The sequence below is a fragment of the Aurantimonas sp. E1-2-R+4 genome (genome assembly GCF_036549515.1).
Classification (GTDB): Bacteria; Pseudomonadota; Alphaproteobacteria; order Rhizobiales; family Rhizobiaceae; genus Aurantimonas; species Aurantimonas coralicida_A.
Window position 1 is genome coordinate 1 of record NZ_JAZHLK010000035.1, and the last position, 22,641, is coordinate 22,641.

A 22,641-nucleotide genomic window follows, 5' to 3' on the forward strand; every position below is an offset into this window, starting at 1 on the left:
CTCCCGCAAATCTGATGAAACAGCCTTTCCCATGAAGCACCTCCTGCTCACAGAGAATCAAACCGAACATCAAATGGGAACCCGTCGATTCAAATTATTCGCCGGATGCTCTAATTTCGTGGGCGGTCGATTTTGGGCTCAAACGTGCGATAGAGAACGGGTCGCTACCATGCGACTTTCGCTGGCGCGCCTTTGCCAAACCTACTGGCCGCTATTTGGAATTGCGGTTTTCCCACTCCACCGCCTCGGTTAGCCAAGTCGACAACCCGAAGCGCCAGCCCCGCAATGTAGTATTTCGTGAGAACGCGAGGCTTCGAATTCCGGGTCTTTTTTCGGAACTTGAGGAGGATGAACCATTGTCGGGCGCTCCTCATTTTCTGCTCTTGCACGGCCACCAGGAACTCAATTTCGCACATTTTGGAGTGCCTTCCGCCAATTCCAAGACGAGATGGGCATGGTTGTCGCGAAACCTCATGAATCTCCCGCATGAGATGCCGGCCGAGGGCCCGGTAGCAGAAGATACAGATGTCGATCTGGACGCATTGAATCTGCTGAAAGAGGACATCGAACGGTGGATGAAGGACAATGACAGCTCCCGATAATATCCTTCAATTTCCGAGCGCCGCCCATGCAGATCGCATCGGGCGGCTCTTGATTCCTGAGCGTCTGACTGAGGCGCGGCTCGCTGCGCGTATCACCCAGACCGAACTGGCAGACCGGATTGGCGTGAGCCGTCAGGCGGTTTCCTCATACGAACAGGGAGATAAGAACCCCGAGCCAAGCGTTATGTCCAGGATATCAGATGCGCTGGAACAGCCGATCTCCTTCTTTACGAAGCAAGATCGCGGCGACTTTGGCAAGCATAGCGCCAATTTCTTTCGAAAAATGGGGGCGGATACGAAGCGACGTAACCAAGCCTGCGCAGTTTATGCGCGGTGGCTTTCGGCCGCCGCTTATGCATTTGATGAGATTGCGAACTACCCAACGGTAGATATTCCATCATTCGAACCTCGAGGCGGCAGCTATGATGAGGATGAGATAGAAGAATACGCTGAGCAGACCCGGCAGCATTTTGGCCTCGGTCTTGGCCCAATATCGAATGTTATTCGCTTGATGGAAACGAAGGGTGTCATCGTTTCGCGCTACAGGATCGAGGGAGAAAGCATTGAGGCGTTCTCCTATTGGTCTGGTCCCCGTCCGTTCGTCTTCCTCTCGTCAATCAAGGAGTCGGCAGCGCGGGCAAGGTTTGATGCTGCCCACGAGCTGGCCCACCTATGTCTTCATAGGTGGGTGGGGTCGGAGGAAATTGAAGATAAATTTCGATTGAAGGAAATCGAGCGTGAAGCAGATCGTTTCGCGGGCGCTTTTCTTCTTCCAAGAAAGTCATTCCCGAATGAAGTGTATTCCCCACGCGCCGATAGCTTTATTGATCTAAAGGCGCGGTGGAAAGTTTCGATCCAAGCGATGGTTTACCGCGCCAAGGATTTAGGACTGTTTGATGAACGGCAAGTAACTAACATTTACAAACAAATTTCTTTCAAANGATGGTTTACCGCGCCAAGGATTTAGGACTGTTTGATGAACGGCAAGTAACTAACATTTACAAACAAATTTCTTTCAAAAAATGGCGTACGATCGAGCCCTTAGATAGAGGCAGCAAAGCAATTCCGTTCGAGGAACCTCTCCTTTTGAAGAGAGTGGCGGAGTTGGTCTTCCAGAGCGGTCGATACGGCATCGATAGCTTCAAGTCGGATGTTGCGCTTTCGGCGCGCGATCTTGAGCGGCTGACGGGGTATCCGTTCGCTGAGGAGGGGACAGATATCGATCTTTCCCCCTCGTTGAAATGAACTCTTTCAAACTGAGACACTACCGTACTCGGCAATCGATTCCCAGTTGGTCGGATATGTCGAGGCATCGAACTCTCGAAACGTCGACGCCCTACGTCGCAGCCCCCAACAACACCACAATCCCCCCGACGATCAGCACGCAGCCGGCGAGTTCTAGCCGAGTTATGGTCTCGCGGAACCAGAACACCGACGAGGCGAAGGTGAAGACCAGCTCGATCTGGCCGAGCGCGCGGACGTAGGCGACCTTTTCCAGCGTCATCGCCGTGAACCAGCCGGCCGAACCGCAGACGCCGACGATCCCGACGAGCAGCGCGGGCCGCCAGGCCCGCGCGACGGCTTTCAGTTCCGCGCGATCCCTGAGCGCCATCCAGAGAAGCATCGCCAGCGTCTGGATACCGGTCGCGAAGGCGAGCGTCATCGCCGCCCGCATCGCCACTCCGCCATCGCCAAGCGACAGCGACGCCCAGCGAAAGCAGACCGCAGAGACGCCGAACAGCGCGCCGGAGAGAAGTCCGATCCCCGCCTCACGCGAGACGAGACCGTCGGCGAGCGCACTCCAGCCGCGCCGGCCGCCTGCCCCGCGTCCGGCGACCGAAATCAGCCCGACTCCGAACACGCCGACCACGATGGCGACGAAGGCCAGCGGCGCGATGGCCTCGCCGAGGATCAGCAGGCCGAACAGCGCCGCCTGCATCGGCTCGGTCTTGGAATAGGCCGTGCCAACCATGAAGTTGCGGAATGAGAACAGATAGACGAGCAGGAAGGTGGCGAGGATCTGCGCGATCCCCCCGACGGCGACGGCAAACAGGAACGTTGCGTTCGGCGGCGGGAAGTCCGTGCCGAGAAGGGTCCGAAGGGCGAAGACATAGAGGACGGCGAAGGGAAAGCCGAAGCCGAAGCGCGCGAAGGTCGCCCCGGTCGTGCCCATCCGGCCCTTCAACTGCCGTTGCAGCGCCGAGCGCAGATTTTGCAGGAAGGCGGCGGTGATGGTAATCGGAATCCAGAGCGGCACAGGCGATCCGTCAGCTTTGTCTCAACGCCCCTCGCTCTCCTATTCGGCGACGCTTGGCAAGGCGGCCGATTGCTCGAACCTCTGGACATCATGACCGCGCACACAGCCATCCGTCAGACCGCCGACGCGACGCCGCAGGATTTCGCCGACATCCGCGACTGGGTCTTCGATCTCGACAACACGCTCTACCCGCGCCACACGAACCTGTTCGCGCAGATCGATCAGCGCATGACTGCCTTCGTCTCGGATTTCCTGTCCCTGCCGAGAGACGAGGCGCGTGTGGTCCAGAAGGATTTCTACCGACGCTACGGCACCACCCTGCGCGGGTTGATGCAAGAGCACGCCGTCGATCCCGACGCCTTCCTGCAATATGTCCACGACATCGACTATTCGTGGCTCAGCCCCGATCCCGCGCTCGGCGACGAGATCAAGGCGCTGCCGGGGCGCAAGTTCATCTTCACCAATGGCGACCGCGGCCACGCCGAACGCACGGCGCGCCAGCTCGGCATTCTCGATCATTTCGAGGATATCTTCGATCTGGTCGCCGCCGGGCTCGTTCCGAAGCCCGCCTCCGAGACCTACGACAAGTTCATGGGGCTGCACCGGATCGACGCCGATCGCGCGGTCATGTTCGAGGATCTGGCGCGCAATCTCGAAGTGCCGAAGCGGCTCGGCATGCGCACGGTGCTGATCGTGCCGCGCAATCTGGAAGAAGCCTTCGGCGACGTCTGGGAGCACGAGGGCCGCGACGGCGAACACATCGACTACGTCACCGACGATCTGGCGACGTTCCTGCGGTCGGTGCGCTGACCCGTCGGTCGGTTCAGTTGCCGAGCAGCGACCGGCCTTTCCTGACGAGGCTGGCACCCCGGGCGAGCGCGGCTTTCCGCATCAACGCGATGTCGTAGGGACCAGCCGCCTGCACGGGCCGGTCCTCGTGGTTCGTCCTCGGTGTCATTTCCTTGGGCCGGGCGGCCAAACCGGCTTTCGCCGCCTCGCGATCCGCTCGGCTACCGGCGTCGCTGTCACTGCTTTCCCGCGCGGGAAATGTATCAGAGCCAATGGACTGGGGCGTGTCCCGGTCCTGCTGCTCGCGCATCATTGACGGGTCTGTGTCGAGATCGGGCATTCAGGTCTCCTCAACGGGGTGGTGGGCGGCGTAGCGGCACGCCCGTAGCGTTTGGTGAAAAACGCAGTGGTTTCGGAAGAAGTTCCGCAACGGCGAACCCGATTTTCGCTCGCGTTCTGGCGCTTTGGCGACCGGAGCGGCGCGGGACCCCGTTAAACCGCTTGCAATTTATGCGGTCAGAGGGGACGACGCGATATGCCCTCAGTTACCGACGCAGAGGATTGGCAGGATCGAATCCTTCACCTCGGCGGTCGCATCCGGCACGCTGGCGAGCGGCTCGGACGCATCGGCCGTCTCATAGGCGATGCCGTTGGCCTGGAGGAAGGCTGCCGCGGCATCGGGCCGGATGGCGAAGTTGATCGACTGGGGAATGTCGCCGGTGGCGTCGGCGACGGCGACCGCGTTCAGCTTGGCTGTGACCACGCCGACGACGCGGCCAGCGAGATCGACCAGCGGTCCGCCGGAATTGCCGGGCTGCACCGCGGCCGAAATCTGCAAATAGCGCGGGTCGTTCATCAGGCCGAGCAGCGAAGAGACATTGCCGCGCGTCACGTTGAGCGAGTCTGCGAGAATCGAGCGCAGCGGATAGCCGAGCGCCAGAATGTCCTCGCCAAGACGTGGCTTGCCCGCCGAGATTTCCAGAGGCTCACCGAGCGCTCCGTCGACCTTGATCAGCGCGAGATCGTTGTCCGTGTCGATAATGGTCTGGCTGGCCGCGCCGAGATCGCCGACGAGAACCGTCCTGCAGGCCTTGACGACATGCGCATTGGTCAGGAGCCAGCCGTCGCGCGAAACGACGAAGCCGGTGCCGGCCATGTCGAATTCCCGGGCGACCGGTTGGATCGCACCGGAGCCGGTCTCGCCGGGAAGCTCGAAAACATGCGGGCGGTTCGGATAGGAATAGGCCATGGCATAGCGGGCCTCCGGCGCGCCGACATCACGCTTGCGCGCCAGCATCGAGGAGAATGGTTTCGCCTCGTTCGACGCGACCAGCGGCGCCTGCGGCTCGCCGGCAAAGGGATCGAAGAGATTCGACGCGACCACCGCATAGGGCGCCATCCGCCCCGCCTCACCGTTGGTGTAGGAGATCGAAAGGCCGCGCAGATCACCGTCCCGGCTCGCGAAGCGCATCACGTAGCTGCGGCCCGATTCCTGACCACGCAGAACGAACCACAGGCCGCCGAACTCGGCGTCGCTGACCGAACGCGTTTCCGTCGCCTGGCTCAGGACATCGAAGAGTCCCTTGAGGGTCTGTCCGGTGTCGGCGATGCGCACGGTTTCGATTTCGACAGCATCGTCAGCGGAGCGCCACAGATTGCCGACCTCGGTGGCACCGAAGTCACGCACCATTCCCAGAGGCAGCGCGGCGCGGGCACCGGTCGCGGCATCATCGACCAACGTCATGCCGAGAGCCTTCTCGGCGTCGTCCGACCGCGCGATCAAAAGTTCCAGCATCGCTTCGTCGATGATACCGCTTGGCGCCATCCCATGACGGGCCTGGAAGTCGCGGATAGCGCGCAGCGATGCGGCGTCGATGCTGCCATCGAAGGCACCGACATAGTCACCGGTCCAGGCGAGACGAATCTGCAGACCCTTGCGGAAATCGGCATCGGTCTGGTTGTTGTAGGCGATCGACAACTCGGACACCTGGGCGACGGCCGTCAGCGGCGCCAAAGGCGCGGTGGCCAAGGCTATTCCCGCTAACAGAACCTTCGTGAAGCGCCGCATGTCATTCCCCTCGCGTCCGGTGACACAAAAGAAACGCGAGAAGGTCGGATTCGATCCCGACCAAATTCATTTTTTCTTAAGAAAGGATGTCCGGGACCTTTCCACTTTGAGGAAAAGCTCTAGTCGCGCCGCTTGCGTCACTCGGCGGGCACCCGCGCCCGGACAGGGGTCAAGGTCTCCGTCTCGCCGAGGTCGACGGCCTCGATCCGCTCACCGCGCCGGATCAGTTTCTCGGTCGAGACGAGGATCTGATCGACGTCACGACCGGCTTGACCGAAATGGGTCTTCAATGCGGCGACGCGGGCGTCGAGCCGGGTCAGATCCTCCGTCAGGTGTCGGACCTCTTGCTGGATACGTCCGGCCTCGGCGCGCATCCGCGCATCCTTGAGGATCGCCTGAACGACCTGGATCGACAACAGCAGCAGCGACGGCGACACGATGACGACCCGCGCCCGATAGGCTTTCTGGACGACGTCCTCGAACCGCTCATGCAGCTCGGCGAAGATCGTCTCCGACGGCACGAACAGGAACGCGGTATCCTGCGTCTCGCCGGGAATGAGGTACTTACCGGCGATCGCCTTGACGTGAACGTCCATGTCGCGCCGCAGCCGGCTCGCGGCAAAGTCCCGGGCATCGTCGCTCTCGGCGTCGCGCAGCGCGCTGTAGGCCTCGAGCGGAAACTTCGCGTCGATGGCGAGCGAGGGCGCGCCGTTCGGCATCTTGATCAGGCAGTCGGGGCGCTTGCCGTTGGAGAGCGTCGCCTGGAATGAGTACGCAGCGCTCGGCAGTGCGTCGGCCACAATCGCCTGCATCCGGCCCTCGCCGAAGGCGCCGCGCGTCTGCTTGTTGGCGAGAATGTCCTGCAACCGCACGACCTCGCCGGCCAAATTCCGGATTTCACCCTGGGCGCGATCGATCACCGCGAGGCGCTCGGACAAGGCGGACAGCGAGGCGTTGGTCGTGGTGGTGGTCTGGAGGATCGACTGCCCGACGCGCGAGGTTAGCCCGTCGAAGCGCTCGGCGAGCGTGCGCGTGAGGTCCGCCTGTCGGGCGCCGAAGATCTCGGCCATCGTCTGCATCCGACCGGTAATTTCGGACTGGGATTTCAGCACCGCGTCCAGTCGATCGGACGATTCCGCCTCGCGGCTTTCCACCAGCTCCAGTGCTTCCCGCGCGGCGCGGCGGGCGCGCAGCCAGAGGACGAGGAGGAGCAACAGCAGGCCCGCCAGAACCAGGGCAAAGACCGGGACTGCATGGTCGCCGATCGTGATGATGGGCGTCGTGAGAAGGGCGGCAAGAGCGTCGCTGTCCATGGTCCGACCCTAGATTCGATTCGTTAACGAATTGGACCAAAGCACGAACATTGCTGCGCTGGAAGTATCAACGGCGCATGGAAGCCCGTCCGCATGTCGGCACCGCACCGATTGACCGCGATTGTGTCAGCGATTACCTCAGCGGCCATGACGATCAAGCCTCTCATCATTCTGCCGGATCCGATCCTGCGCCAGACCTCCAAACCCGTCGAAACGGTTGACGAGCGCGTCAAGCGGCTGGCCGACGACATGCTGGACACGATGTACGACGCGCCCGGCATCGGGCTCGCCGCGATCCAGGTGGGCGAACCGCTTCGCCTGCTGGTCATCGACGTGTCCAAGGAGGAGGACGACAAGGCGCCGCAGGTGTTTTTGAATCCCGAGATTCTGGCCGAGTCCGACGACCGCAATGTCTATGAGGAAGGTTGCCTGTCGATCCCGGACTATTATGCCGAGGTCGAGCGGTCCGCCGAGGTGACGGTCCGCTATCTCGGCCTCGACGGCAAGATGCACGAAGAGACGGCGGACGGCATCCTGGCCACCTGCCTCTTGCACGAGATCGACCATCTCAACGGCGTCCTGTTCATCGACCACATCTCCAAGCTGAAGCGGGACATGGTGGTAAAGAAGTTCACCAAGGCGGCCCGCAAGGCCATCGCGTGAGCCGGCGATGACGCTGCGCGTCGTCTTCATGGGGACGCCCGCCTTCGCCGTCCCGACCTTGCGCGCCATCCACGCCGCCGAACATGACATCGCCGCCGTCTACACCCAGCCGCCGCGCAAGGCCGGGCGCCGGGGCCTGACGTTGACCCCTTCCCCCGTCCAGACCGAAGCCGAACGGCTGGGGCTGGACGTTCGCACGCCGCTGAACTTCAAGGACGAGGCGGAGATCACGGCCTTCACGGCACTGGAGGCAGACGTCGCAATCGTCGTCGCCTATGGCCTGTTGCTGCCGCGTCCGATTCTCGACGCGCCGCGCCACGGCTGTCTCAATGGTCACGGCTCGCTGCTGCCGCGCTGGCGCGGCGCCGCGCCGATCCAGCGGGCGATCGAGGCTGGCGACGCCGCCACCGGCATGATGGTGATGCGCATGGAACTCGGCCTCGATACCGGCCCGGTGGCGCTGGCCGCCGAGACGCCGATCGGCCAGACCGAAACGGCGGGCGAATTACACGACCGGCTCGCGGCGATCTCGGCCGATCTGATGGCCGAGGCGCTCGAAAAGCTCGAAGCCGGTACGCTGACCTTCGAGGACCAGAACGCGATCGCCGCGCGGACGGGGCGTGCGCCGCTCTACGCCAGGAAGATCGACAAGGCCGAGGCCGCGCTCGACTTTACCGGTGAAGCCCAACCGATCGCGGCCAAGATCAACGCCTTCTCGCCGTTTCCGGGCGCCTGGACGACGCTGTCGTTCGGCGGCAAGCCAGAGCGGGTGAAGATCCTGCGTGCCTCGGCCGAGACGGGCGCGGGCGCGCCGGGCACGGTGCTGGACGGCCACCTGCTCGTCGCCTGCGGTTCGGGGGCGGTGCGTCTTCTCGAACTGCAACGCGCCGGCGGCAAGCCGATGGCGGCGGACGACCTTTTGCGGGGATCGCCCGTGCCGGCCGGCAGCGTCGCCGGCACCGCCTGATGCCCCGATACAAGCTCACCATCGAGTACAACGGCAAGCCCTATTGCGGCTGGCAGCGCCAAACCAGCGATCCCTCGGTGCAGGAGGCCGTCGAGACCGCCATTGCCGGTTTTTCCGGCGAGCCTGCTGTGCTGTTCGGCGCCGGGCGGACCGACGCCGGCGTTCATGCCACCGGACAGGTGGCGCATCTGGATCTGTCGCGCGAATGGGACTGCGACGTCATACGCGACGCGCTCAACGCCCATTTGCGCCGCGAGGCCGTCGCGATCCTCGACGTCGAGCGCGTTGATGAGGATTTCGACGCCCGCTTTTCCGCCCGCAAGCGGCATTATCTCTACCGCATCTTCAACCGTCGGCCGCCGCCCGTGCTGCTCGCCGGCCAGGTCTGGTGGGTTTCCAAGCCGCTCGACGTGGACGCGATGCATCACGCCGCCCAGTGTCTCGTCGGCACCCACGATTTCAACACCTTCCGCTCCGCCCATTGTCAGGCCAAGAACCCGATCCGCACGCTCGAACGCCTCGACGTCCTCAAGGGACCCGGCGACGAGATCCACATCCACGCCATGGCCCAGTCGTTCCTGCACAACCAGATCCGCTCCTTCGCCGGCACGCTGAAGCTTGTCGGCGAACACCGCTGGAGCGAGGAAGACCTCGTCACCGCGCTGAAATCGCGTGACCGCACCCGCTGCGGCCCGGTGGCGCCGGCCGACGGGCTGTATCTGACGCGGATTGAATATGGCACGGCGCCGAAGCGCACACTGCCGCCTTATCCCGGCTAATATGGCCTGATCAGATCAGCGGAATGCCGGTCAGGTCCATCACCGCGCCATAGCTGACCAGGGCAGCGACAATCATCAAAATGGTGACCGCCACGGCGCCGCCCAGATCCTTGCCGGTGGCAAAGAAGATCAGCCGCACGGTGAGCGCGATCGAGGCGAGGGTGACGAGCGCGCCGAGCAGTGCCGTTCCGCCACCCATGCCGACCAACAGCACGATCAGCCAATAGGGCGCGAACACCCAAGCGAGCATGGCACCGCCCCAATTGGTGGCGACCACCAGCGGCACGATCTTGCGGGAATAGCCGATCGGCTTGGCGACCAGCATCAGGACGAGGATCGGCAGCACCCATGCGAGAACATCGGCCAAGGCGTGCGCGCCATAGACGGCGACCGGCCCCATGTCGGTGGCCCGGCCCTCGCCCTGGACCGATTCGAACTCGATCCATGACAGCGCGATCGGCGGCAGCGCCACCACGATGGCCGAAAAGGACTGCCAGAAGCCGTCGGCGGACAGATCGAGGCGCTTCAGCCCCTCGGCCCGGCCGGCCATCAGCAAGGCGGCGCCCGAGAAAAAGCGGACGATATCGTCGATGCTCGGCACCAAGTCAGGCGTGGGCGGCGAACCAGCGGGCGATGAAAGCTTCATAAATCCTCGTCAGTTCCTCGAGGTCGGACAGGGCCACCCGTTCATTGGCCATGTGCATAGTCTTGCCGACAAGACCAAATTCCACAACCGGGCAATAATCCTTGATGAAACGCGCGTCCGACGTTCCTCCCGATGTCGAGAGTTCCGGCTGACGCCCGGTGACATCAGCGATCGCGTCGATCAGCGACTGGGTCAGGGCATCGTCCCGCGTCAGGAACGCTTCGGCCGGACGCTCGCGCCATACGATCTCGACCGCCGCCGCCTCGCGGCCGGGACGGAACCGCTGCGAAGCCGTGGCTGCTTCGATGCGCCGCGTCAGTTCCTCCTTTAGGCTCTCCGGCGTCCAGCGGTCGCTGAAGCGGACATTGAAGAACAGGCGCGCGCGCGCCGGAATGACGTTGACCGACGGATTGCCGGTATCGATCGAGGTAATTTCGAGGTTCGAGGCCGGGAAGCGCTCGGAGCCCGCGTCCAGCGGCTCTGCCATCAGCACCTCGGCGATCGCAACGACCGCGCGCACCGGGTTGTCCGCCAGATGCGGATAGGCGACGTGGCCCTGCCGGCCGGTGACCAGCACCTCCGCCGAGAGCGAGCCGCGCCGGCCGACCTTGATCATGTCGCCGAGCGCTTCGCGGTTGGTCGGCTCACCGACCAGACAGGCGTTGAAATCTTCGCCTCTCGCCTTGGCCCATTCCAGAAGCTGCACCGTGCCGTTCACCGCCGGTCCTTCCTCGTCGCCGGTGATCAGCAGCGAGACGCGGCCAGCCGGGGCGCCGTGATGGGCGACATGGCGCCCATAGGCGGCGACGAAAGCGGCGATGCCGCCCTTCATGTCGACCGCGCCGCGCCCGTAGAGCTCGCCATCGACGATCGCCGCCGAGAACGGGCCTTCCCGCCAGTCGCTTATCTCGCCCGGCGGCACTACGTCGGTGTGCCCGGCAAAGACGAGATGCGGGCCGGACGACCCGGCGCGGGCGAAGAGGTTCTCGACATCGGGCGTACCCTCACCGGAAAACACCGGGCGCTCGACTTGAAAGCCGAGCGGCGCCAGCATGGCTTCGAGCGCGGCCAGAGCGCCGCCCTCGTCGGGGGTCACCGACGGGCAGCGGATCAGGCGCGAGAGAATGTCGACGGGATCGGTCATCTGTGTCATGGCCGCGTCAGATAGACCAATTGATGCAGGCTCGCCACAGGCACGCGATAAGTCACCGTCATAGCTGCGGAAAATCGAGCAAAGAATGGTTTCGCCACCTTTCCGCCGCGAAGCGGACCAACGGACTGGGCGCGGCCGGTTTGTTGAGAGAAAAGTGCATGCGAGTGTCGGAGTTCATGATTCCAGCGACAAGGCGCGCCGTCACGGCGTCGACGTTCGCGATCGTCGCCATTGCGAGCCTTACCGGTTGCGTCGCTGGCGGCTCGCCGCTGGCTACCGCCCTTGAGACCGCACAGACCGATACGGCAACCGAGGCGGAGGTCGCCGCCCTGGCCACGGGAGTCGCCCCGTCCGACGGGGACGTCAAGATCGCGGCCCGCGAGGCGAAACAGGCCACCGAGCGCGGCACGATCTCCGGCAGCGCCGCCCTCGACCGGATGATCGAAAAGCACGCACGCGAAAACGGCATCCCGCCGGCGCTGGCCTATGCCGTCGTGCGCGTGGAAAGCCGCTACAATCCGAAGGCGCGCGGCGCCGGCGGCGTCTACGGCCTCAGCCAGATCAAGCCAGCCACGGCCCGCAGCATGGGCTTTTCCGGATCTCCCAACGCCCTTTACGACCCGGACACCAACCTCACCTACGGCATGAAATATCTGAAGGGCGCTTGGGAACAGGGGGGCCGCGACGTCTGCAAGGCGTCGATGAAATACAAGGGCGGGCTGCGCACCACCCGGATGAGCAAATCGGCCGCCCGCTATTGCTCCGCCGTCAAGGCGCATATGGCCGAGATCGTCAAACGGCGGCGGATGCCGGCTGTGGTTGAGGCGCCTGCCGAAGAGCCGGGTCTTATCGGAACGCTCGTCGCCGCCGTGACACCGTCGGAGGAGCCATCAACGTCTACGAAGACGAGGGTTCGTGCCGTTTCAGCCAAGCCTGTCCAGATAGCGGCGCCGGAGAAGGTGGCCGACCAGGTCGCTGTCGCCGCCGCGCCTGCCCCAGCGCCACAGATCGAAAGCGCGGCGGCAACCGGCGGCCAGGCCGCGGTTTCAGGAGACGGCGAAGCCAAGGGCGGCCGGATCGTCGCAGCGACTGCCGTGGTCGCGGACGATGCCGCGCTCGCCGCGCGCATGACCGGCACCGCCGCCAAGTAGCGTCGGCTCAGTCGCGATCGACGATGACCAGCATCGGCCCGAGCCGGTCGCGGCGGTAGTCGATGCCGGCATCGGGATAGGCAAGGCTCGACACCTTGCCGTCGAAGAACAGCGCATCGCGGCAGCCGAGCCGGGCCTCGAAGAACGTCGCGAAATCCCAGAAATTCACCGGCTCGCGGGACAGGACGAGGCGTACCGTCCGGCCGTCCTCGCTGGCGCAGACGCCGTTGCGCACATAGCGGCTGTCGGAACCCTCGATGAAACGGGGATGCAGCCGGCCGTCGATCAAGAGCATCGGCCCCGACTGGGTGGCGAGCTCCGGGGCGTGGTTGCCGGCGAGATAGCGCTCCGTATCGCGGACGTAAGCCTTGCCGTTCTCGATGAAGAACACCCCGTTCGGCTGCATCGAGAAATTGCCGCTACCGGTGCCGCGCACAGCCTGCTTCAGCACGCGCCCGTCCTGCACGGCGAGTCCCACCGCGCGGCGATCCTCGTGATACATGCCGGCGTTCATGATCAGCCGCAGGCGCCGGTCGCCGACGCTCGCCGCCGCCTTGGCAAAGGTCTCGTAAGGCTGTCCCGCCGCGTCCTCGGACCGCAGCATCACCGCGTAGCGGTCGAGCGGGACGTCGCAGACGATGTAATCGACGCCCCCGGCGGTTTCGGTCCGGCAGAGACCCTGATGGTCCGGCGGAATCGCCGGCGCCGGCTGCAACCAGCCGAACAGGCCGCCGAGCGCGGCGAGCGACAACGGCCAGAAGGATTGCAGTCTCGCCATCTCATCCTCGCTCAGGCCCGGGCTGATGCAGTCCGGCTAGTGCATCAGACTAAAAAGTGGAATCCGGTTTTGGATTATTCCGATGCTCAATCAAAATGTTAGAGCGTGCTTTGTGCGCCCGAACGGACGCACTGCACTCTACCCGCGTCAGTTGCGCAGCAGCTCGTTGATCGAGGTCTTCGAGCGCGTGCGCTCGTCGACCCGCTTGACGATGACGGCGCAATAAAGGCTCGGGCCGGGCTCGCCATTGCCCATCGGCTTGCCGGGCAGCGCGCCGGCGACGACCACCGAATAGGGCGGCACCTCCCCATAGCTGATCTCGCCTGTGGCCCGGTCGACGATCTTGGTCGACTGGCCGATGAATACGCCCATGCCGAGCACGGCGCCCTCGCGCACGATGCAGCCCTCGACCACCTCGGAGCGCGCGCCGATAAAGCAATTGTCCTCGATGATCGTCGGACCGGCCTGCATCGGCTCCAGCACGCCGCCGATGCCGACACCGCCCGACAGATGCACGTTCTTGCCGATCTGGGCGCAGGAGCCGACGGTCGCCCAGCCGTCGACCATCGTACCCTCGTCGACATAGGCGCCGAGATTGACGAAGGACGGCATCAAGACGACGTCCTTGCCGATATGGGCCGAGCGCCGCACGATGGCACCGGGAACCGCCCTGAGACCTGCCGCGCGGAAGCGCGTTTCGTCCCAGCCGGCGAATTTCGACGGCACCTTGTCCCACCAGGTCGCCCCGCCGGGGCCACCCTCGATGACCTGCATGTCGTTGAGCCGGAACGACAACAGCACCGCCTTCTTCAACCACTGATGCACCGTCCACTGACCATCGCCGCCACGGGTTGCGACGCGGGCCTCGCCACGGTCGAGCAGGTCGAGTGCCGCGTCGACGGCGTCGCGAATCTCGCCCGTGGTCGATGCCGAGACGCTGTCGCGGTCCTCGAAGGCTCGTTCGATCGTGGTTTCGAGAGCGGCGCGGTCGGGCGCGGTCATCGGCAAAACTCCTGAAAATCGGGGGGGGCTTCAGGGCCTCAAGACCCTGTCCAAATCGGCGCGGACCCTAGTTGAAGGGGGTGAAGCGGTCAATGAAACCGCACGGGCAAACCGAACGAGGCCTCGATAATGCAGCAACCACCCCGCGACCAGCATGGCTGGGATCCGTTTCCAAGTTCGCAGCGGGACAAGGAGGCCACCAAGGACCAGGAGCACACGCCGCAGACGCTGTCGCCGACCTACCGCCTCGCCTTCGACGACGCCGACTTCCTGACCCGCGAGGAATTGCGCGGCGTGCGCCTGCAACTCGAGATGATGAAGCCCGAGATGGCGCTGATCGAGGCGGGCATCCTGTCCACGGTCGTCCTGTTCGGCGGCGCCCGCATCCCCGAGCCCGGCACCGATGCCTGGGCGGCCAAGAACGACACCCAGAAGCGCAATCTCGAAGCCAACGCCCGATTCTATGACGAGGCGCGCAATTTCGCGCAATTGGCCTCACAGCACTCGGCGGACAGTTCCGGCGGCAAGGAATTCGTCATCGTCACCGGCGGCGGCCCCGGCATCATGGAGGCCGGCAATCGCGGCGCTGCGGATGTCGATGCAGTGTCGATCGCGCTCAACATCACCCTGCCGCACGAGCAGGCGCCGAACCATTTCGCCACGCCCGATCTGTCCTTCAACTTCCACTATTTTGCGATCCGCAAGATGCACTTCCTGCTGCGGGCGAAGGCGATGGCGATCTTCCCGGGCGGCTTCGGCACCATGGACGAGCTGTTCGAGGCCCTGACGCTGATCCAGACCCAGCGGATGCAGCGCATCCCGGTGATCCTGTTCGGCGAGGAATTCTGGCGGCGGGTGATCAATTTCGAGGCGCTGGCCGAGGAAGGCACCATCGCGCCCGAGGATCTCAACCTCATCACTTTCGCCGATACGGCGGAAGACGGCTGGAAGGCAATCCGGACGTTTTACGAATTCTGAGGGGAATGTGAGACGCCGGCGGAGTGCCGCTCAGCAACCTCCGCCGGTCAGTCGATGCTCGCGCCCATCTGCGCACGCAACTCGGCGCAGCGGTCGCTGACATTCTGGCGTGGCGTGAAAATGGTGAAGTCAAAGGGAGCCGGCGCCGCCGGCGTCAGTCCATAGTCAGCAGGCTGGCCTTCGCCCTCGGCGACTTCGACCATCTGCACCGACACCGCGCGCGATTGCGGCTCGCGCTCGGCCAGGATCACCGGCACCGCCCAGTCATTGCGGACATGACCGGAACCGGCGATCAGCACCGCGCTGCCGGTCTCGCCGGCCGCGCCGATCATCGCCTCTGCCAATGCCCCGTCACGGGCCCGCTGCACCAGCGTCATCGGCGCGATGGCACCGTCCGGCATCAGCCCGCAATGGGCCTCGCGGATCGTTTCGGCCAGTTCCGCCGATTGCGCCGCTGGCATTTGATCGTCCAGCCCCCACCGCCGCACATCGGCGTCCTTGAGCGCCGTAACGCCGTCCTCGGCGATCGCCCTGACGGTCTCGCGATCGAGATTGCCCGCGCGGATCGGCAGATCGTTCGCCACGGCAGAGTCGAAGATTGGCCGATACAGCGAGAAGTCCGGCCAGCCCCGTTCGGACCATTCGAGCCGCTCGGCCAGCGTTGCGAGATCCTTGATATCGCCAGCCTCGAACCCCGCCAGAATGTCGGCGAAGCCTTGCGGGATCATTTCGAAGACCACCGAGGGCTTTGCGCCCAGCTTCGCCAGCCCGCCGATAATGTCGGACTGGATCAGATGGTGGTCAGGATTGTCGTGGATTTCGCCGAGCAGCACGTAGCGGGCACCGTGCGCCGCGCCCAACAGCGCGTCCTGGCTCGACGGCGTGCCATCGGCGCCGAAGACCTGGCCGACCAGCGGGTTGTCGGCGAAATAGGCGGACTGCCAGGCGGACCGAGCGGGTTCGGGCGGTGTGTCGATCACCGCGGGCTGGCGATCCGCCGAAGCGTCCCCGTCCGCCTCGGCGATTTTCAGGGCTTTGGCCTTGGCGTCGCCGGCAGCGGCCAGACGCTGCAGCGAGCGCGCCGCTTTCGGCACCGCCTGAGCGGGCAGGAGGCTATTCGCGGGGATCATCTCCAAGGCGTCGTCGCCGTCCCCATCGAAGGGTTCGACGGTCGCGACGGCAACATCGGAAAACGGGTCGTCCCCATCACGGCGATAGGAAACCTCGACCCGTGCTTCGCGCTCGGGCGGCACGAATTCGGCCGTCTTCACGGCTTCGCTGGGAACCGTCGGCGTCAGGCGATCGGTGGTCCCGACGAAAACGGTGCCAAGACCTGCGAGCAGCACGATGCTGGATGGAACCCAGACGGAACGGTTCAAACGGCTTTCCCCCCAAAGCTGATGGAACGCCCGCGAATCGCGCCGCCATCGATCAACAAGTGATCGGCACAGGATGTGGCGAAACTATTGCAGCAGCCACCATTTCAAGGAAAAAGCGCCGGAAACCGCTACTCAATTGCCGAATTCTTAGGATTTTGCGTCGGCTTACCCTGCCGGAGAGGGGCAGACGGTCCGATTCTCGTGTCGGACCGTCCGCGTCGCCTCCCCAGGCAACTCCCGCCGCGTGGCACTGCGAATAGACTTCGCGTGCCCTCCTCGGGTTCCGCAGAATTGGCATACAGAGCGGTCCGCAGACGCGATAGGGACACGCCGCAACACCCCGATGCTTTCGACCCACATCCTCAACGAAGGCTTAAATTAGCTGTGGATGACCGAGGCGGCCGTCACAATTTTGCGGCTATCGCTTGGCTAGGCCAACAGGTCTCCGGCAAGCCCGCGCGGGCCTCGAAATCGCCGATCGCGCGTCGGGTCTTGAAGCCAGCGAGCCCATCGGCGCCGCCGACGTCGTAGCCCTTTGCCTCCAGCTTTGTCTGCATCCGCGCGACGTCTCCGCGCGTCATGCGATCGGTCTTCGCCCACCGCCCTTGCAGCGATCCCGCGCCTTGCATCCTGTCGGCGACATGGCCGACGAACAAGGCGTAGAGGTCGGAGTTGTTATACGCCTTGATGACGTAGAAGTTCGGCGTCGCGATAAAGGCGGGGCCGAAGCGCCCGGCCGGCATCATCAAATGCCCCTGCTCCGTCGCCTCCTGCGGCGGAAACGGACGGCCGGAGACGCGTGTCACGCCGGCGGCGACGAACTCGGCGATCGGACGGCCGCGTTCCGGCCCCTCATTGGCGCAGGAAACGCCGGCCGGCACGACGGCCTCGAAGCCCCAGTCCCGGTCCGGTTGCCAGCCGCTCTGACGCAGATAATTCGCGATCGAGGCCAGCGTGTCGGGCACTGAATTCCAGATGTCCTTCTTGCCGTCGCCGTCAAAATCCACTGCTAAAGTGAGGAATTTCGACGGCATGAATTGCGGCTGGCCCAGCGCCCCGGCCCAGGAAGATTTCATCTGCGAGACTTGCAGATGCCCGTCCGCGACGATTTCGAGCGCCGCGAGGAGTTCGTCCCGAAACAACGCCTTGCGCCGCGACAGATAGGCCTTGGTGCCAAGCACTTCGAAGGCGTTTTCCGGGATCTTCGCGTTGCCGAAGGCCGATTCGCGGCCCCAGATCGCGACGATGATCGGCGCCGGCACGCCGTAGCGCGCCTCGATCCTGTCGAGCACCGACTTATAGCGGGCGATGAGCTTGCGCCCGGTCGCGGCATTGGCGGCGACGGCCCGCTCCGACAGATAGTCGGCGCCGCTCTTGAACTCGGCCTGGAAGTTTATCTCCGCGACGGCCTGCTTGGACCCGGGAAGCTGGAGGTCCGGCAGCTTCAAATTCGGCGTCACACCCTTGAACGCCGCGTCGAACAAGGCGCGCGGCACGCCCCGCGCCTTGGCCGCAGGCCATATGTCGGCTTCGAGGAAGGCGCGGAAGCCGTCGGCCACCGCGTCGGCACGGGCGGGCAGCGGCGCGGCGATCAGAATGGCGAGAGTGATCAGCGGGAGGAAAAGATAGCGAAACATCGCGTGACCGTAGCTGGGTCCGCCAGCCGAGCCAAGGAGGCGGAAGGTTGACCCGGCTGATGCGTCGCGACCTAAATCCCGGAAAGCGGAATACAAAGATTCTGTTTCAAACCGAGTAAGAAAATTGACTTTCGGCTATATTCAGTGTCACAAAAGTTATTGTGGCAAACGTCTCCACATAGCTCGGCAATCGCCGGGTTTTTTTATGTTCGGATAACGCCCGACTATCATGCTCCCAGATTTCTGGGGGTTGGTCGGTCTCTTGATCAACGCATCCTCCCTGACAATCGATTTCCTGAGTTTCCGGCGCTCCACACCTCACTTCGCAGCGCGTAGGCGCGTTCGCGTTGTCGAGCGGGAGCGTGAACTGCGCTTGGGAAACTGGTTTGTCTGGAAGGCGCGTGATCGAGAGACGACTCGCTCCTAGCGCCTTCTGCGCCCGCCCTCATTTTCGGATGATGCGAGGCAAGGATGACGCGCGTCTGTAGGTCAATCCAAAATAGAGTTACCAACTCCGCGTTACCCCAAAGCCGGCGTTGCCGCCTTTGCCACATGCTTCACAATCGGCACCCTGCGATTCGCTCGCCCTACAACACCGCCCGCGACCGCATCGCCGCCGCCAGCGTGCCTTCGTCCAGATAGTCGAGCTCGCCGCCGACCGGCACGCCATGGGCGAGCCGCGTGACCTTCACGTCGAGGCCCTCCAGCTGGTCCATCAAATAATGCGCCGTGGTCTGGCCCTCAACGGTGGCGTTGACCGCCAGCACCAGTTCCTTGACGCCGCCGCGATGCACCCGCTCGACCAGCTGGCGGATGGTCAGATCGTCCGGGCCGATGCCATCGAGCGGCGACAACACGCCGCCGAGCACATGATAGGCCGCGTTGAGCGCCTTCGCCCGCTCCAGCGCCCAGAGATCGGACACGTCCTCGACGACGATGACCGTCGTCTGGTCGCGCGCCGTATCGAGGCAGATCGTGCAGGGATCATGCGTATCGATATTGCCGCAGGCCGAGCAGACCGTGACCTTGTCCAGCGCCTCGGCCATCGCCGTCGTCAGCGGCGCCAGCAGCTGTTGGCGGCGCTTGACGAGGTGCAGTGCGGCGCGGCGGGCCGAGCGAGGGCCGAGGCCCGGCAGTTTGGCGAGCAGCTGGATCAGCCGCTCGATCTCCGGGCCCGCGATAGTTTTCGCCATGAGGAAGATGCGTCCTTTCTAGAACGGCAGCTTCATGCCGGCGGGAAGTTCGAGCCCGGCGGTCAATTCCTGGGTCTTCTCCTGGATCGCCACGTCGAGCTTGGCCTTGGCGTCGTTGTGGGCGGCGATGACCAGATCCTCGACGATGTCCTTCTCGTCGTCCTTCAACAGCGACGGGTCGATGGCCAGCGCCTGCATCTCGCCCTTGCCGCTCAGCGTGACGGACACGACGCCGCCGCCGGACTGGCCGGTGACGGTGATCCGCGCGATGTCCTCCTGAAGGCCCGCCATCTTTTCCTGCATGGCCTTGGCCTGCTTCATCATGCCCATCAGATCTTTCATGCCGTTCTTCTCCTAATCGTCATCGTCGTCCGCAAGCTCGGACGGATCGTCCAATATGTCGTCATCGGAAACCTCGGCGGAAAGGTCCGCGGCGAGATCGGCAGCCGCGGCGTCGCCGCGCAGCCGGACATCCAGCACCTTGGCGCCCGGAAACGCCGCCAGCACCGCCGCCACCTCCGGATCGGCCTCCGCGTCCGATAGCAGGCTGTCGCGCCGCGCGGTCGCCGTTTCCTCGAGCGTCGGCTGCCCCTCGCCGCTGGAGATCGTCACGACCCAGCGCCGCCCGGTCCATTCATGCAGCTTGCGCGAAAGATCGGTGACGAGGGCGCGCGGCGCCTCCGGCGTGAGCGCCACTTCGATCCGGCCCGGCTCCAGCTTGACCAGCCGCAGATAGCGGCGGATCGACACCTGCATCAAGGAATCGCGTTTGTCCTCGGCCAGCGCCACGAGGGCTTCCAGCGACCCGATCTCGACCTCGGGCGGAGCCGTCGTCGGCGCAGGGGCGGACGCCACCTGACGCGACGCCTGACCAGATGGCGCGAGCGACAGACGCGGACGGGGCGGGGCGCCATTGCCTGCAAAGGCCGTCGTTCGATCCGTCTGGCGTTCGGATGCACCCGGCGACGACAGCGCCACACCCACCGCCGGCGCGGCTTGCGCGTGTGCCTGCGCTCCGTCGCCGCCGCTCTTGCCGCCGGCCGGCGGCGGCAGGCCCGCGAGGCCGCCCTCGCGGATCAACCGGACCAGGTCGTCCGGGGACGGCAAATCCGCCGCATGGGCGATCCGGATCAGCGCCATTTCCGCCGCCTGGCGCGGCGATGTCGCGTTGCGCGCCTCGTCCAGCGCCTTCAAGAGCATCTGCCAGACCTGGCCGAGGGTCCGGATCGAGAGCGTCTTGGAAAATTCGAGCCCCCTTTCCGCCTCCATCGGCGACAGCGCAGCATCCTCGGCGGCTTCCGGCACGTAGCGCAGCGTCGTCACCAGATGGGTGAAATCGGCGAGGTCGGCGAGGATAACCACCGGATCGGCGCCGGCGACATATTGCTCGCGCAGCTCCGACAGCGCCGCGCGGCCATCGCCCTTCATCAACATCTGGAACAGGTCGATGATACGGACCCGGTCGGCCAGCCCCAGCATGTCGCGCACGGCGTCCGCCGTGACGGCGCCGGCGCCATGAGCGATCGCCTGGTCGGTCAGCGACAGCGCGTCGCGCACCGAGCCCTCGGCCGCGCGGGCGATCAGCCGCAGCGCGTCGTCGTCGACCGCTACGGCTTCGGATTCGGCGATGCGCTGGAGATGCGCCATCAGCGTCGCCGAATCGACGCGCCTCAGATCGAAGCGCTGGCAACGCGACAGGACCGTGATCGGAACCTTGCGGATCTCGGTGGTCGCGAAGACGAATTTCACATGTTCCGGCGGCTCCTCCAGCGTCTTCAACAGGCCGTTGAAGGCCTGATTCGACAGCATGTGGACTTCGTCGATAATGTAGACCTTGTAGCGCGCCGAGACCGGGCGGTAGCGCACCTGGGCAATGATCTCGCGCACGTCGTCGATGCCGGTGTGGGAGGCGGCGTCCATCTCGACCACGTCGACATGCCGGCCCTCCATGATCGCCTGACAGTGAACGCCGAGCCCCTGCATGTGGATCGTCGGCTGATCGATCGCGTCGGTCTCGTAATTCAGCGCGCGCGCCAGAATGCGGGCGGTCGTCGTCTTGCCGACGCCGCGCACGCCGGTGAGCATCCACGCCTGGGCGATGCGGCCGGTGTCGAAGGCATTGGTGAGCGTGCGCACCATCGGCTGCTGGCCGATCAGGTCGTCGAAGGAGCGGGGACGGTATTTGCGCGCCAGCACGCGGTAGGGCGTTGACTGTTCCGAGGCCATTGCGGCCGGAGTATCATCGGCCATCACACCCCCTTCCCGCCGGCCGAAAGACCAACGACGGCAAAGTGTGGACGGATGGAAAACGGCATGACGCGACCCTGGACGGAATGCGGCGGTTGGTGGGCCGTTTCTCCGACGTATGACGCCCCGACGCAAGCCATTCAATGCCCAAGCGGACGGTTCCAACAATCAGCGAGCATTCCCGGGGTGCGTCGCAAGCGCGCCCGGCGTATATCGTCCCCGCCCCCCGGTGACCAATGATTCGCGAAAGAGAATACCCATGGCACTCGCGCAATATCAGAAGATGCGCCGGCTGAGCCTGGCCGTGCTGTTGCTCGCCGCCTTCGTTCTCCTGCTTTTCGTGGGGGCCAGCGGAAACGAAGAAATCCACGACATGGTCGAGGCGATCGGTCTCGGCTTCATCGTCATCGGCATCGTCGGGCGGATGTGGTGCACGCTCTATATCGGCGGCCGAAAATCGGCGGAAATCGTCACGACGGGACCCTACTCGGTCACCCGCAATCCGCTTTACGTCTTTTCCAGCATCGCCGCAGCGGGCGTCGGCGCGCAGACCGGCAGCGTCACCATCGCGATTCTGTTTCTGATCGGTTGCGCGGTCGCCTTCCAGGTCGTCATCGCGCGTGAGGAATCATTCCTGAAGGGCGAATTCGGCCCATCCTACGGCCGGTATCTGGCCACCGTGCCGCGCTTTCTGCCGAAGCCGTCGCTGTTTCGGGACGAGGAAGAGCTGCAGGTCCGCACCAAGCTGATCTACCGGACCCTGACTGACGGGTTGGTCTTTTTCGTCGCGATGCCGGTCTTCGAACTGATCGAACTTGCGCAGCAGAGCGGCTGGTTACCGGTTCTGTTGCGGCTGCCATAGGCGCGTGCCCACGCCTGGTCGGACAACCGACCGAGCAAAGCATCGCGATTTCGAGAAGAAGGTGGGAGGCTGGCACGATGACCCGTGCCGTGGCTCGTTGGGGCTGCTTCCTTCCGGACCTGACCCGGTTGGCGAGTGGCTCGTCCACCACCAACCTCCCGGCCTCCATATCGGCGA

Annotated in this window: 22 protein-coding genes and 1 other RNA gene; 9 read left to right on the forward strand and 14 right to left on the reverse strand. The window is 64.5% G+C overall.

The features are described from left to right. The first annotated feature begins 585 nt into the window (after positions 1–585). On the forward strand, positions 586–1,569 hold the full coding sequence (locus VQ045_RS15360) for a helix-turn-helix domain-containing protein (RefSeq protein WP_331830715.1): 984 nt from the start codon (positions 586–588) through the stop codon (positions 1,567–1,569). Then, positions 1,545–1,847 (forward strand): hypothetical protein, encoded by a 303-nt coding sequence (locus tag VQ045_RS15365; RefSeq protein WP_331830716.1) that lies wholly within the window; start codon positions 1,545–1,547, stop codon positions 1,845–1,847. Before VQ045_RS15360 ends, VQ045_RS15365 begins: the two co-directional genes overlap by 25 nt. A 91-nt stretch (positions 1,848–1,938) precedes the next feature. Here the strand turns inward: VQ045_RS15365 and VQ045_RS15370 are convergent, their stop codons facing one another. Then, positions 1,939–2,859, reverse strand: a complete 921-nt coding sequence (locus VQ045_RS15370; protein ID WP_331830717.1) for a DMT family transporter — start codon at positions 2,857–2,859, stop codon at positions 1,939–1,941. Positions 2,860–2,949: 90 nt separating this feature from the next. Between VQ045_RS15370 and VQ045_RS15375 the strand changes: the two genes are divergently transcribed. Continuing rightward, positions 2,950–3,669 carry a pyrimidine 5'-nucleotidase gene (locus VQ045_RS15375; protein ID WP_331830718.1) on the forward strand — a complete coding sequence of 240 codons (720 nt, stop codon included), beginning with the start codon at positions 2,950–2,952 and terminating at the stop codon, positions 3,667–3,669. 13 nt (positions 3,670–3,682) lie between these two features. On the opposite strand, the gene VQ045_RS15380 is transcribed toward VQ045_RS15375, so the two are convergent. From VQ045_RS15380 to VQ045_RS15390, 3 genes are all read right to left on the reverse strand, one after another. After that, on the reverse strand, positions 3,683–3,988 hold the full coding sequence (locus VQ045_RS15380) for a hypothetical protein (RefSeq protein ID WP_331830719.1): 306 nt from the start codon (positions 3,986–3,988) through the stop codon (positions 3,683–3,685). Between the two features lie 201 nt (positions 3,989–4,189). After that, positions 4,190–5,716: a serine protease gene (locus tag VQ045_RS15385; protein WP_331830720.1), complete on the reverse strand. Its 1,527-nt coding sequence runs from the start codon at positions 5,714–5,716 to the stop codon at positions 4,190–4,192. A gap of 137 nt (positions 5,717–5,853) precedes the next feature. After that, positions 5,854–7,029, reverse strand: a complete 1,176-nt coding sequence (locus VQ045_RS15390) for a DNA recombination protein RmuC (protein ID WP_331830721.1) — start codon at positions 7,027–7,029, stop codon at positions 5,854–5,856. A 147-nt stretch (positions 7,030–7,176) separates the two neighbouring features. Here VQ045_RS15390 and def point away from each other — a divergent pair, with 147 nt between their 5' ends. From def to truA, 3 genes are read left to right on the forward strand one after another with little or no spacing between them, the layout of a single operon-like run. Continuing rightward, a complete protein-coding gene (gene def / locus VQ045_RS15395; protein WP_331830722.1) occupies positions 7,177–7,692 on the forward strand; it encodes a peptide deformylase in 516 nt (171 codons plus the stop codon). 7 nt (positions 7,693–7,699) lie between these two features. After that, a complete protein-coding gene (gene fmt, locus VQ045_RS15400) occupies positions 7,700–8,659 on the forward strand; it encodes a methionyl-tRNA formyltransferase (RefSeq protein ID WP_327623725.1) in 960 nt (319 codons plus the stop codon). After that, a complete protein-coding gene (gene truA / locus VQ045_RS15405; protein WP_327623726.1) occupies positions 8,659–9,438 on the forward strand; it encodes a tRNA pseudouridine(38-40) synthase TruA in 780 nt (259 codons plus the stop codon). The genes fmt and truA overlap by 1 nt, the downstream gene beginning before the upstream one ends. 10 nt (positions 9,439–9,448) lie before the next feature. Here truA and VQ045_RS15410 read toward each other — a convergent pair whose 3' ends face one another. Together VQ045_RS15410 and dapE are read right to left on the reverse strand one after the other, a co-directional pair. Beyond that, positions 9,449–10,084: a hypothetical protein gene (locus tag VQ045_RS15410; RefSeq protein ID WP_331830723.1), complete on the reverse strand. Its 636-nt coding sequence runs from the start codon at positions 10,082–10,084 to the stop codon at positions 9,449–9,451. Then, positions 10,044–11,237: a succinyl-diaminopimelate desuccinylase gene (gene dapE, locus VQ045_RS15415; protein WP_331830724.1), complete on the reverse strand. Its 1,194-nt coding sequence runs from the start codon at positions 11,235–11,237 to the stop codon at positions 10,044–10,046. The genes VQ045_RS15410 and dapE overlap by 41 nt, the downstream gene beginning before the upstream one ends. 176 nt (positions 11,238–11,413) lie before the next feature. Here dapE and VQ045_RS15420 point away from each other — a divergent pair, with 176 nt between their 5' ends. Beyond that, positions 11,414–12,388 (forward strand): lytic transglycosylase domain-containing protein, encoded by a 975-nt coding sequence (locus VQ045_RS15420; RefSeq protein WP_331830725.1) that lies wholly within the window; start codon positions 11,414–11,416, stop codon positions 12,386–12,388. Between the two features lie 7 nt (positions 12,389–12,395). On the opposite strand, the gene VQ045_RS15425 is transcribed toward VQ045_RS15420, so the two are convergent. Together VQ045_RS15425 and dapD are read right to left on the reverse strand one after the other, a co-directional pair. Further along, positions 12,396–13,166 carry a phosphodiester glycosidase family protein gene (locus tag VQ045_RS15425; RefSeq protein WP_331830726.1) on the reverse strand — a complete coding sequence of 257 codons (771 nt, stop codon included), beginning with the start codon at positions 13,164–13,166 and terminating at the stop codon, positions 12,396–12,398. Positions 13,167–13,313: 147 nt separating this feature from the next. Next, the gene (gene dapD, locus VQ045_RS15430) at positions 13,314–14,168 is read right to left on the reverse strand and encodes a 2,3,4,5-tetrahydropyridine-2,6-dicarboxylate N-succinyltransferase (RefSeq protein WP_327623731.1); all 855 of its coding nucleotides are present in this window, start codon (positions 14,166–14,168) and stop codon (positions 13,314–13,316) included. Between the two features lie 129 nt (positions 14,169–14,297). Between dapD and VQ045_RS15435 the strand changes: the two genes are divergently transcribed. Continuing rightward, the gene (locus VQ045_RS15435) at positions 14,298–15,146 is read left to right on the forward strand and encodes an LOG family protein (RefSeq protein ID WP_331830727.1); all 849 of its coding nucleotides are present in this window, start codon (positions 14,298–14,300) and stop codon (positions 15,144–15,146) included. Positions 15,147–15,193: 47 nt separating this feature from the next. Here VQ045_RS15435 and VQ045_RS15440 read toward each other — a convergent pair whose 3' ends face one another. The 5 genes from VQ045_RS15440 to VQ045_RS15460 form a co-directional block, all read right to left on the reverse strand. Continuing rightward, positions 15,194–16,525: a ChaN family lipoprotein gene (locus VQ045_RS15440; RefSeq protein ID WP_331830728.1), complete on the reverse strand. Its 1,332-nt coding sequence runs from the start codon at positions 16,523–16,525 to the stop codon at positions 15,194–15,196. Between the two features lie 404 nt (positions 16,526–16,929). Then, complete coding sequence (locus VQ045_RS15445; protein ID WP_331830729.1) at positions 16,930–18,162, reverse strand: lytic murein transglycosylase; 1,233 nt, start codon at positions 18,160–18,162, stop codon at positions 16,930–16,932. Positions 18,163–18,749: 587 nt separating this feature from the next. Beyond that, positions 18,750–19,355 carry a recombination mediator RecR gene (gene recR / locus VQ045_RS15450; RefSeq protein ID WP_331830730.1) on the reverse strand — a complete coding sequence of 202 codons (606 nt, stop codon included), beginning with the start codon at positions 19,353–19,355 and terminating at the stop codon, positions 18,750–18,752. Between the two features lie 18 nt (positions 19,356–19,373). Beyond that, complete coding sequence (locus VQ045_RS15455) at positions 19,374–19,697, reverse strand: YbaB/EbfC family nucleoid-associated protein (RefSeq protein WP_206455228.1); 324 nt, start codon at positions 19,695–19,697, stop codon at positions 19,374–19,376. 12 nt (positions 19,698–19,709) lie between these two features. Then, a complete protein-coding gene (locus tag VQ045_RS15460; protein WP_331830731.1) occupies positions 19,710–21,605 on the reverse strand; it encodes a DNA polymerase III subunit gamma/tau in 1,896 nt (631 codons plus the stop codon). 256 nt (positions 21,606–21,861) lie between these two features. On the opposite strand from VQ045_RS15460, the gene VQ045_RS15465 reads away from it, so the two are divergent. Then, complete coding sequence (locus tag VQ045_RS15465; protein ID WP_331830732.1) at positions 21,862–22,464, forward strand: methyltransferase family protein; 603 nt, start codon at positions 21,862–21,864, stop codon at positions 22,462–22,464. Positions 22,465–22,525: 61 nt separating this feature from the next. Here the strand turns inward: VQ045_RS15465 and ffs are convergent. After that, positions 22,526–22,623, reverse strand: an RNA gene (ffs, locus tag VQ045_RS15470) — signal recognition particle sRNA small type. Positions 22,624–22,641: the final 18 nt, after the last annotated feature.

What these genes read in the sequence shown, in the direction of transcription:
- VQ045_RS15365 (WP_331830716.1), top strand. Translation starts at nt 1,545, where the DNA reads ATGGTTTACCGCGCCAAGGATTTAGGACTGTTTGATGAACGGCAAGTA.
- VQ045_RS15375 (WP_331830718.1), top strand. Translation starts at nt 2,950, where the DNA reads ATGACCGCGCACACAGCCATCCGTCAGACCGCCGACGCGACGCCGCAG.
- VQ045_RS15380 (WP_331830719.1), bottom strand. Translation starts at nt 3,988, where the DNA reads ATGCCCGATCTCGACACAGACCCGTCAATGATGCGCGAGCAGCAGGAC.
- VQ045_RS15385 (WP_331830720.1), bottom strand. Translation starts at nt 5,716, where the DNA reads ATGCGGCGCTTCACGAAGGTTCTGTTAGCGGGAATAGCCTTGGCCACC.
- VQ045_RS15390 (WP_331830721.1), bottom strand. Translation starts at nt 7,029, where the DNA reads ATGGACAGCGACGCTCTTGCCGCCCTTCTCACGACGCCCATCATCACG.
- def (WP_331830722.1), top strand. Translation starts at nt 7,177, where the DNA reads ATGACGATCAAGCCTCTCATCATTCTGCCGGATCCGATCCTGCGCCAG.
- fmt (WP_327623725.1), top strand. Translation starts at nt 7,700, where the DNA reads ATGACGCTGCGCGTCGTCTTCATGGGGACGCCCGCCTTCGCCGTCCCG.
- truA (WP_327623726.1), top strand. Translation starts at nt 8,659, where the DNA reads ATGCCCCGATACAAGCTCACCATCGAGTACAACGGCAAGCCCTATTGC.
- VQ045_RS15410 (WP_331830723.1), bottom strand. Translation starts at nt 10,084, where the DNA reads ATGAAGCTTTCATCGCCCGCTGGTTCGCCGCCCACGCCTGACTTGGTG.
- dapE (WP_331830724.1), bottom strand. Translation starts at nt 11,237, where the DNA reads ATGACACAGATGACCGATCCCGTCGACATTCTCTCGCGCCTGATCCGC.
- VQ045_RS15420 (WP_331830725.1), top strand. Translation starts at nt 11,414, where the DNA reads ATGATTCCAGCGACAAGGCGCGCCGTCACGGCGTCGACGTTCGCGATC.
- VQ045_RS15425 (WP_331830726.1), bottom strand. Translation starts at nt 13,166, where the DNA reads ATGGCGAGACTGCAATCCTTCTGGCCGTTGTCGCTCGCCGCGCTCGGC.
- dapD (WP_327623731.1), bottom strand. Translation starts at nt 14,168, where the DNA reads ATGACCGCGCCCGACCGCGCCGCTCTCGAAACCACGATCGAACGAGCC.
- VQ045_RS15435 (WP_331830727.1), top strand. Translation starts at nt 14,298, where the DNA reads ATGCAGCAACCACCCCGCGACCAGCATGGCTGGGATCCGTTTCCAAGT.
- VQ045_RS15445 (WP_331830729.1), bottom strand. Translation starts at nt 18,162, where the DNA reads ATGTTTCGCTATCTTTTCCTCCCGCTGATCACTCTCGCCATTCTGATC.
- recR (WP_331830730.1), bottom strand. Translation starts at nt 19,355, where the DNA reads ATGGCGAAAACTATCGCGGGCCCGGAGATCGAGCGGCTGATCCAGCTG.
- VQ045_RS15455 (WP_206455228.1), bottom strand. Translation starts at nt 19,697, where the DNA reads ATGAAAGATCTGATGGGCATGATGAAGCAGGCCAAGGCCATGCAGGAA.
- VQ045_RS15460 (WP_331830731.1), bottom strand. Translation starts at nt 21,605, where the DNA reads ATGGCCGATGATACTCCGGCCGCAATGGCCTCGGAACAGTCAACGCCC.
- VQ045_RS15465 (WP_331830732.1), top strand. Translation starts at nt 21,862, where the DNA reads ATGGCACTCGCGCAATATCAGAAGATGCGCCGGCTGAGCCTGGCCGTG.